This is a genomic window from Escherichia sp. Lx600-2 (assembly GCF_036662595.1).
GTDB lineage: Bacteria > Pseudomonadota > Gammaproteobacteria > Enterobacterales > Enterobacteriaceae > Escherichia > Escherichia coli.
Window position 1 is genome coordinate 1 of sequence record NZ_JAYQWM010000121.1, and the last position, 8,146, is coordinate 8,146.

9 protein-coding genes and 4 pseudogenes are annotated in these 8,146 nt (G+C 57.9%); 4 read left to right on the plus strand and 9 right to left on the minus strand.

The window, feature by feature from the left end; all coding sequences use genetic code 11:
* Positions 1-268 (plus strand): hypothetical protein (locus OQV04_RS22315; protein ID WP_332642970.1); only part of this gene is annotated, 268 nt, incomplete at its 5' end.
* Here OQV04_RS22315 and OQV04_RS22320 read toward each other — a convergent pair.
* From OQV04_RS22320 to OQV04_RS22345, 6 genes and pseudogenes are all read right to left on the minus strand, one after another.
* Positions 237-999, minus strand: a pseudogene (locus tag OQV04_RS22320) (plasmid SOS inhibition protein A). The gene OQV04_RS22315 and the pseudogene OQV04_RS22320 overlap by 32 nt on opposite strands.
* Positions 996-1,430, minus strand: a complete 435-nt coding sequence (psiB, locus tag OQV04_RS22325) for a conjugation system SOS inhibitor PsiB (RefSeq protein WP_000845907.1) — start codon at positions 1,428-1,430, stop codon at positions 996-998. The pseudogene OQV04_RS22320 and the gene psiB overlap by 4 nt, the downstream one beginning before the upstream one ends.
* Positions 1,431-1,484: 54 nt before the next feature.
* Entirely contained in the window at positions 1,485-3,443 is a 1,959-nt protein-coding gene (locus OQV04_RS22330; protein ID WP_063072993.1) for a ParB/RepB/Spo0J family partition protein, read from the minus strand.
* A gap of 64 nt (positions 3,444-3,507) precedes the next feature.
* On the minus strand, positions 3,508-3,741 hold the full coding sequence (locus OQV04_RS22335) for a DUF905 family protein (RefSeq protein WP_000006030.1): 234 nt from the start codon (positions 3,739-3,741) through the stop codon (positions 3,508-3,510).
* A gap of 61 nt (positions 3,742-3,802) precedes the next feature.
* Positions 3,803-4,255 (minus strand): single-stranded DNA-binding protein, encoded by a 453-nt coding sequence (locus OQV04_RS22340; protein WP_000290842.1) that lies wholly within the window; start codon positions 4,253-4,255, stop codon positions 3,803-3,805.
* Positions 4,256-4,280: 25 nt separating this feature from the next.
* Positions 4,281-4,487 carry a hypothetical protein gene (locus OQV04_RS22345; protein WP_000275853.1) on the minus strand — a complete coding sequence of 69 codons (207 nt, stop codon included), beginning with the start codon at positions 4,485-4,487 and terminating at the stop codon, positions 4,281-4,283.
* Between the two features lie 69 nt (positions 4,488-4,556).
* Here OQV04_RS22345 and OQV04_RS25280 point away from each other — a divergent pair.
* Both OQV04_RS25280 and OQV04_RS25285 read left to right on the plus strand, forming a co-directional pair.
* Positions 4,557-4,728: pseudogene (locus OQV04_RS25280) on the plus strand (hypothetical protein); the annotation flags it as partial.
* A gap of 164 nt (positions 4,729-4,892) precedes the next feature.
* Positions 4,893-5,069: pseudogene (locus tag OQV04_RS25285) on the plus strand (pilus protein); the annotation flags it as partial.
* A gap of 84 nt (positions 5,070-5,153) precedes the next feature.
* Here the strand turns inward: OQV04_RS25285 and OQV04_RS22360 are convergent.
* The 3 genes from OQV04_RS22360 to OQV04_RS22370 are packed head-to-tail and all read right to left on the minus strand — an operon-like array spanning position 5,154 to position 7,408.
* Complete coding sequence (locus tag OQV04_RS22360) at positions 5,154-5,717, minus strand: methyltransferase (protein WP_001315564.1); 564 nt, start codon at positions 5,715-5,717, stop codon at positions 5,154-5,156.
* Positions 5,718-5,764: 47 nt separating this feature from the next.
* On the minus strand, positions 5,765-7,126 hold the full coding sequence (locus OQV04_RS22365) for a DUF3560 domain-containing protein (protein ID WP_014106968.1): 1,362 nt from the start codon (positions 7,124-7,126) through the stop codon (positions 5,765-5,767).
* Between the two features lie 51 nt (positions 7,127-7,177).
* Entirely contained in the window at positions 7,178-7,408 is a 231-nt protein-coding gene (locus OQV04_RS22370; RefSeq protein ID WP_000218642.1) for a hypothetical protein, read from the minus strand.
* A 516-nt stretch (positions 7,409-7,924) separates the two neighbouring features.
* On the opposite strand from OQV04_RS22370, the pseudogene OQV04_RS22375 reads away from it, so the two are divergent.
* A pseudogene (locus OQV04_RS22375) lies at positions 7,925-8,079 on the plus strand (hypothetical protein); the annotation flags it as partial.
* Positions 8,080-8,146: the final 67 nt, after the last annotated feature.

Genomic DNA, 8,146 nt, shown 5'->3' on the forward strand with positions numbered 1-8,146 from the left:
CTTTTCAAAAGGGTATTTTGGCTTTGACATATTAGGGGCTATTCCATTTCATCGTCCAACAAAATGGGTGCAGTACATAATGAAAATTAACTTACTACGGGGCTATCTTCTTTCTGTCACACAACACGGCAACAAACCACCTTCACGTCATGAGGCAGAAAGCCTCAAGCGCCGGGCACATCATAGCCCATATACCTGCACGCTGACCACACTCACTTTCCCTGAAAATAATCCGCTCATTCAGACCGTTCACGGGAAATCCGTGTGATTGTTGCCGCATCACGCCGCCTCCCGGAGTTTGTTCGGCACCATCCATCGCTCCATCTCACGGACGGCATGACCGGCCTCCCTTGCCGCCATACCAGCCTCTGCGATGACCTGCCAGAATGGCATATCCTGCCACTGCCAGCGTTCCATTCCGGCCAGTGACGGAAAACGCTCGCCCCACTGCCAGAACAGGGTTTCCAGGTCATGCTCTGCCACCCGGTCACTCCAGCGTGCATGCCAGCTTCCGACTGTTTCCGGTGAATGAAATGCCAGTTCGATTTCAGCCTGAGCGACCAGCGCCTGGTACGCACGGGCTTTCTGCTCTGTCTCCCTCGCCTGCTGGCGGCTGTACTTCTGCATGACCAGCGCGGATTTATGGCGACTGCGTTCCCTGACACGAAACCGCACCGACGGGAACAAGCGCTCTGCTGCATCACCGGGAAGGGGAAGGAGGCAGACCTCGCCCTGTGTTTCAATCAGCACATCGATGGCATACAGCCACTGAAGACGGTTGCCGTGCAGTTCTTCTGCGGTCAGGGACGGCATGAAAAATCGCAGGTCAGACAGCGATATCCTGCGGCTTCCGTTCAGACAGCGGAAAAACGCCCCCGCATACGGATATTCAGCCAGCGTGTTACCCTGATGGCGGCGTTTTTCGGTCTCCGCCACCGCCCGCCATGCGGCCTGTTGCTCTGTGCTGAGAGGAACCAGTGCCTGTGAACGTGCGCTCATGCCTGACCTCCTTCCGCCATCAGGATATGGATGATGTCGTTAACGCTGTATCCCTGCGTATCCAGTGACGCCGCCAGTGCCAGTGAATGGCTGACGGCTTCCGGTGCAAACCGCCGCTGTACCTGAACCACCGCAAACGGCTCACCACCGGCATTCACCAGAACCAGCACCCAGACCTGGGAGACATCGCCCGGTGAACATAACGCCAGGTGAAAACGTTCGTGGGCAGGCGTGAAACGGACCTGGACGGGGAAAAAGCCGCCAAACTCGCTGCCGTACTCGCCGTTCATCGTCCAGTTGTCCGGCGCATCCAGCTCCCGCATCACGGCGTGTGTCAGCTCACGGCGTGCATCACTTCCGGCAGCCCGGATATCTTCATATTCCTGTGCGTTCATGGTATGTAATACATTCAGAGTCAGTTCAGTTTTCATCACGGTATCTCCCTTGCTGCCGCCCCGTCTCCGGCGGGGCGGTGTGGTTGTTCATCAGGCGGCATCAGCCAGGTTATCGGTGCGTTCAGTGGCATCCGTCTGTGGGCGTGGTGCACACATCCAGCCAGGCACCCAGCGGTTGTCTTTCATATGGTGCTCTGCATGTTCAGCCGCATCGCCTTTCTTCATCTTCTCCGCGTCCCGTGCGGCACCGGATAGTCCTGCCTCATTCAGGGCTGCGATAATCTGCGGCTTTTTCAGGTGTCCGAAAAAGTTTGCTTTCGTCGGCTGCCACCAGTCGCGCATGTGAAAGCCGATGGCGCTCTCCAGCGTGTCCAGCGGACTGCGTGACGTGTGACCATACTCACGGGTCTGGACACCGTGGATACTGCACGCGGTGCAGAAACTGAGCAGTGATAACAGCACCTCCTGACTGAGTGACAGGAACGTCGTCATATCCCGTGCCCATCCATCCGGCAGCAGGGCGGCAAGACGGGCTTTTTCTGCCATCATCGTCATGAATGCGGCACCTTCCTTCCCTGACGGCGCATCGCTGGTCAGCGAATAATGCTCACATTCCAGGCGGATTCTGGCGGGATTGCTGTAAGCTCCGCTGCCAAATACATTCAGACAGAGTGTCCATGCCAGAAGTGCCAGGGATTTGTCCGGCTGCTGCATCAGTGCTGCCTGGACTGCCAGCGTGCGCTCTGAGGACATTTTCGTCAGCAGTGGCAGACTGATTTCCTCCACGGAGGCTTTCTCCTGCACCTGTTCCGTGTGGTCAGCGTCGTCAGCCACATCATCCTCACTGCGTAACTGCACACCACGCTGGACACATACGTTTCCATAACGCCAGGACACCACCACGCCACTTCCGGCACGCATCTCCGGCGTCCACGCCCTGACCTTCGCCATGCAGTCAATCAGCTTCATTTCTGCTTCCAGCAGGTCGGATTCCTCACACTGGTTTTCCAGCGCATCGTAACGTGCCATCAGTTTGTTCAGGCGTTCTTCTTCTGCCTCCGTCAGCACCGCTTCCGGCTCCGGCAGACTGCGGTATGTTCCGGCATCCTCACGGCACTCACCAACGGCCTCCATGCGTCCGGCACACCATCCCCAGCCCTCGGCTTCCCGAAGGTGTTCAGCAACAGCCTGGAGTTTTTCCAGCAGGGCAGCATCGAGCGCAACACAGTCCACATAGCCACCCTCGTCGTCGCTGAACAAATCGGTGCGCAGTTCATCTGGCGAGAAGGCATCAGCCCCCACAAAGCGGAATTTAGTGTTCCCCGCCACCGCCACTTCACTTTCGGTCACCAGACGACGAATGGTCTGTACTTCCGGTTTTCCGCCCCATCCCGACTGACAGGCAGCTTCAAACACCTGCACCTGACGCGCGGTGTCGTTCTCCAGCGCCAGCGCCTGACAGTGCTCTGTGGTGATGCGGTCTTCTGCCAGCGCATCGAGGATGACAGGCGCAAGGTCTGCCAGTTTCAGCATTCGCTGAACGTGGCGGGGTGAATAGCCCAGCAAATCACCGATTTGTGCAGGCGTTTTGCCTTCCTGCGCCATTGCACGGAATCCGGCAATCTGTTCGGCAGGGTGCATATCCCGACGATGACCGTTTTCAGTCATTGATGCGGCAGTCGCCAGTTCCTGCGGAATAACCTTCACGCGGACAGGCCAGTCAGCCGGAAGGATGTTGCGCTCTGCCAGCATGTTGAGTGCTGCCAGTCGGCGACCGCCTGCGGCGACACCGTAACGGTCACCTGGCAGGGCATGAACAACCAGATTCTGCAGCAGGCCGACGCCCTTAATGGACTCTGCCAGTTCGCTGACAGACTCCGCAGAATACGGCACCGTGCGCACATTCAGCGGTGACTTAATCAGCGAGGCCAGCGGCACGCTCACTTCAGCCGTCTCCGCCAGCAGGGCCGACAGGACTGTTTCCTGCGTTTTTGCAGGTTTACGGCTGGATTTACGCTCCGTTTTTACCTTAGACTCTGTAACTGACATATATTTCTCCTTTGACCGGGGTGGTTGTATGTCTGCCGGACGTGATCCCCGTCCGGCACCTCTCTTACTTAAGAATCCCGAAATCACGGATGACATGGTTCATCCAGTACCCGGCACCGTCCTCAAAATTCCAGGTACGCCAGACCATTGCACCGTTATTACGGACAACCAGGCGAAACTGTTCGCCGTGATCATCCTCGATAAAGACGTTCCGGTACTGTACGGCAACGGCTTCGGCCTGTTCGCGGGTAAAGGAGCCGTCAGGCAGCCCCTGAAGTATTCTGAAATATTCGCTCATCCTCATCTCTCCGGTGATGCCCCGTACAGGACGGGGCGGGGCCGTTGTCACAGTCAGTCGTTCAGAACGGGATATCGTCTGAAAACCCGTAATCGTCACCCTCCGGCGGTTGCGGCTGAGGCTGACCGCTGAACTGTTGCCCCTCTTCCGGCTGAGTCTGAGCACCTGCGGCACGTCCCAGCATCTGCATGGTGCCCGTGGTCTTAACAAGAATTTCGGTGACGTAACGGGTGATACCGTTATCTTCCCAGCTACGGGTTCGGAGTTGCCCCTCGATGTAGACCTGCGCGCCCTTGCGCAGATATTCACCTGCCACTTCCGCGAGCTTGCCGAACAGCACCACGCGGTGCCATTCTGTCTGCTCCCGCATCTCCCCTGTCTGTTTGTCACGCCAGGTTTCCGACGTGGCGACCTGCAGGTTTGCCACTGCGCCCCCGTTGGGGATGTAACGGACTTCCGGATCTTTTCCCAGGCGTCCTACGAGAATGACCTTGTTAATGCCACGAACTGCCATGATGTGCCTCCTTCTGTTGATGTTTTCAGCCCCCATCATCTTTTGAGTTTCGGGAGCCGCGGTTTTGACGTTTTGCGGGGACCTGCCTTTTGTTCCCTCCGGTATTCACCATCACCTTTTTGAGAACCTTCGCCGCAAGGGGCATCACTGCCACGGACGGAAACGACTGTCCGGGGGCAGACCGCAAAAGTTTTTGCCTGCTTTTGGGCAAAAAGTTTTGCGGGATGTACATTTCACCCCTGGACTGGCGGAGACGGTTGTGGCTGTCTTTGCCCCCGGCGACAGGGGCTTAAACAGGTGAATGGCACCGGACAGAACAACGGGCAGGGACCCGCCGCAACGACGTGAAGCGCGGTTTGCGAAACGGCGTTGCCCCTTACATCCCGGCGGTCTTTTGCCGGGATGCCAGGAGCGCAGGCCACGGCGCGACAGAGGCGGCGCGACCGGAACGGTCGCTGCAAGCCAGGGGTTTTCACGCATCGGACCGTAGCGACAGCCCGAAACCGCGCCAGCGGGTTCGGCGGAGACTGGCAGGTGCGCCAGCAGCTGCCTGTCGGAGTCGGGCCTGACGACCGGATGCCGCCAGGCAGCCGGGAGCCGAAGGTGCGCCCGGCAGACAGGACAACACTGCAGTAGTCAGAATCAGAGCAGCAGGAAAAAGAAGAACAGTAGCAGTAGCAGTAGCAGTAGCAGTAGCAGTAGCAGTAGCAGTAGCAGTAGCAGGAACAACAACATCAGTAACAGACAAATGACAGGCATGAAGAAACAGAAGCCCCCATCAGAACGTCCGCGTAATGAAAGGGGCGGCGCGTGAGCGCGGCCCCTTTCAGCACCACCGGCGCGCGTTTTTTCCCGGCGCGGGCAGACAGGCATTTATCCTCCCGCCGGCCCTGTGTCATCAGGCACGCAGACGAATAATCATCGTCGGGACATCGGTATAAGCAAACGTGCCGCGCGGCAGCTCCTCGCGGACGTCAGAAAACGGTAACAGCTTCTCCTGCTGGCGTGGTCCGTTGAGACAGACGGCGACCAGCACGCCACCCGGACGCAACAGGGAAAAGGCCCGCAGGATATGCCGGATATCCTGCCCGTGGCTGAACGGCGGATTCATGATAACCCGGCTGTAATACTGCACCGGCTGCCATTCCATGAAGTCGCCACACTGAACCCTGACACCGTTAAAATTTTCCCGCAGATACCGGACCAGCCCGCTGTTGATTTCCACCGCATCACACATGGCCCCCGGCGCGGTATCCCGAATCGCCCGCAGTATGGCCCCGGTGCCGGCAGAGGGTTCCAGAATGTGATCACGGTTGCTGATCTCCGCCAGCATCACCAGGCGATCACAGACCGGGGCAGGAGTCACAAAAAGCTGAGATTCAGCCCGGATTTCAGCAACCGGCGCGGCGTTATCCAGCCTTGCGCGCATCAGCCGGATACGTTCTCTTAACTGACTGTGCATATCATTATCTCCGTCATCCCCCGGGGATTTTCCCGGGGGGATATACCTTATTTCTGTGGGATTTCCGTGATTTTCATGTCGGAGATATACACATTCACCAGGCGGAAATTATTGTCCATTGTGCGGCGGTACCGGTATGCCCCGTGGTCTTCTGCTTCTGCCACACTGCGCACGGCCTTACAGTCCCGGGGCAGGGCGGCCCACTGTGCCTTTGTCATTTCCCGGAAACCTTCCCCCGGATAGTTGACTACCGGCGGACGCTTCGCGGCCTGACTGGCGACGGCAGCCTCTTCTGCCGATGGTGCTTTGTAGTCCGTGATGCGATCGGGCGTCACTTTCATCGTGCCGCTGTACCCGAGAAAACTGTAATTTGGCGTTGTGACTGAACTCACCGCCCCGTTGCTTTTGTTCACACGGATGATGGTCAGCCACTCGCCCCGGCTGAAAACCTGTCCGCCCGGCTCAAAATCCTGTGTCCGGGTAACCACGCCGCCGCTTTCGTCCAGCATGGCACGCTCATAGATCAGGCGGTTCTGATAGTGGTTAACCCAGCGTTGTTGATGCTGAATCTGCCGTTCATGACAGCGGATCGCAATTTCGCGGGCCTGCTCCGTGGTGATGATGTCATCATCCAGGGCCGACCATAACGATCGACTTCCTTCATACTGGCTTTTTTCTGCCGGGCGCGGATACGTATCCAGCGGGAAACAGGCGCTGATATGGTCATGACTGCTGATGAGTTTTGCCATATTCAGATCCAGCGATTCAGCCCGCCACATCGTCAGATATTTCTGCGACTGCGCGATGGTCTTTTCAGCCTTGCGCAAATCAGCTTCGATTTTTTTGATACGACGCCAGCGAACGTCCGGACGTTCTTTATACTTCGCGTGAAGCAGTGCCGACCGCGCCCGCTCTTCCCAGTATTCCGCACGTTCAAAGAGCATCACGGCTCGTTTCATGCCGTTTTCAATACGCTGCGCATCACGACGGGCGCGGCGTTCGCTGTGATGCCCCACAAGAATGGGCTGACCGGGCGGGATCATCGCGGCCAGTCTTTCCACTTCATCAAGTGCCTGTGCGGATTCACTGGCCCGCTTTCCGCTGTATCCGGTAAACCGCTCCGCCCGTGCTTCCTGACGTTCAGCGAGCGTGCTGTCTTCATCCTCAATCTCTCCGGCAAGTGAGAGGAGCACGTCTTCCCGGCCCGGTGTCCAGGCTGGCGCGACAAACAGCGCCTGTTTGGGTGCCCAGCGAAAACCGGCATCATGCACTTTTTTATACGTCTCCGGGTCGAGGCGTGACGCGGCATACAGGCGCAGTTTGTTGTCATCCGGTGAGTAGGTCGCGCGGTACATCTGCACAGGGCTGGCGGCTTCCGGGGCGGTCATGGTGATTGCTGCTAATGTCATAAAATGTTCTCCTTCCGTCTGTTGCCGCCCCTCGCGGGGCGGCTCACCTCATCAGTTAAAAGCGCGTTTCAGTTCGAGTGTGCGGAGCACCTGCCCGAAGGCCGTGTTTTTCATGGCGGGGATGTGTACACCACGCCCCCGGTGAAAACTCCGGGCAATGTGTCGCCCGAAGGCTTTCAGCACGGGGTCAATTTCCGGCGCGGGGATGTCTTCGCGTCTGAAACGGGGATGACGGCGGGGCTTTACAGCCGCTGCGGAAGGTGAAACAATACTTACTGTCATAAATGAAACTCCTTATGACAAATTGGTTAACAATGCCGTCAAAATTGGTTGTGCAATTCTTACGGCGTGGATTAAGCAGGTCCCTGACCTGCTTTTTTCATATCTGCGTCTGACGTTCTACGGTGTTTTCCTCCTTCTGTTCCTGCGTTCTCATTACCTGCCAGCCGGATGACTGACAGAACAAATAAATGCATATTGCCGGAGCCTGAAATAAATCCTGATTTTTAAAGAACATCACCCGTTGAGTTTCGGGAGCCGCGGTTTTGACGTTTCGCGGGAACCTGCTGCTGTATTCCCTGTGGTATGAACTTCACCCGTTTGAGAACCTTCGCCGCAAGGGGCATCACTGCCACGGCCTGACGCACCTGTCCTGGGCAGAACGCAAAATTTTTTACCGGGTTTTGGGTAAAAAATTTTGTGGGCTGTTCATTTACCCTGGACAGTCAGTGCGGCAGGTTGTGGCTGTATCAGCCCCCGGCGACAGGGACTCATACGGGTGTGTGGCACCGGCAGGCAATGAGCAGGGACCCGCCGCAACGACGGAGAGCGCGTGCGCGAAACGGCGTTGCCCCTTACATCCCGGCGGCCTTTTGCCGGGATGCCGGGAGCGCAGGCCACGGCGCGACAAGGGTGGCGCGACCGGAACGGTCGCTGCAAGCCCGGGGTTTTCACGCATCGGACCGTAGCGACAGCCCGAAACCGCGCCAGCGGGTTCGGCGGAGACTGGCAGGTGCGCCA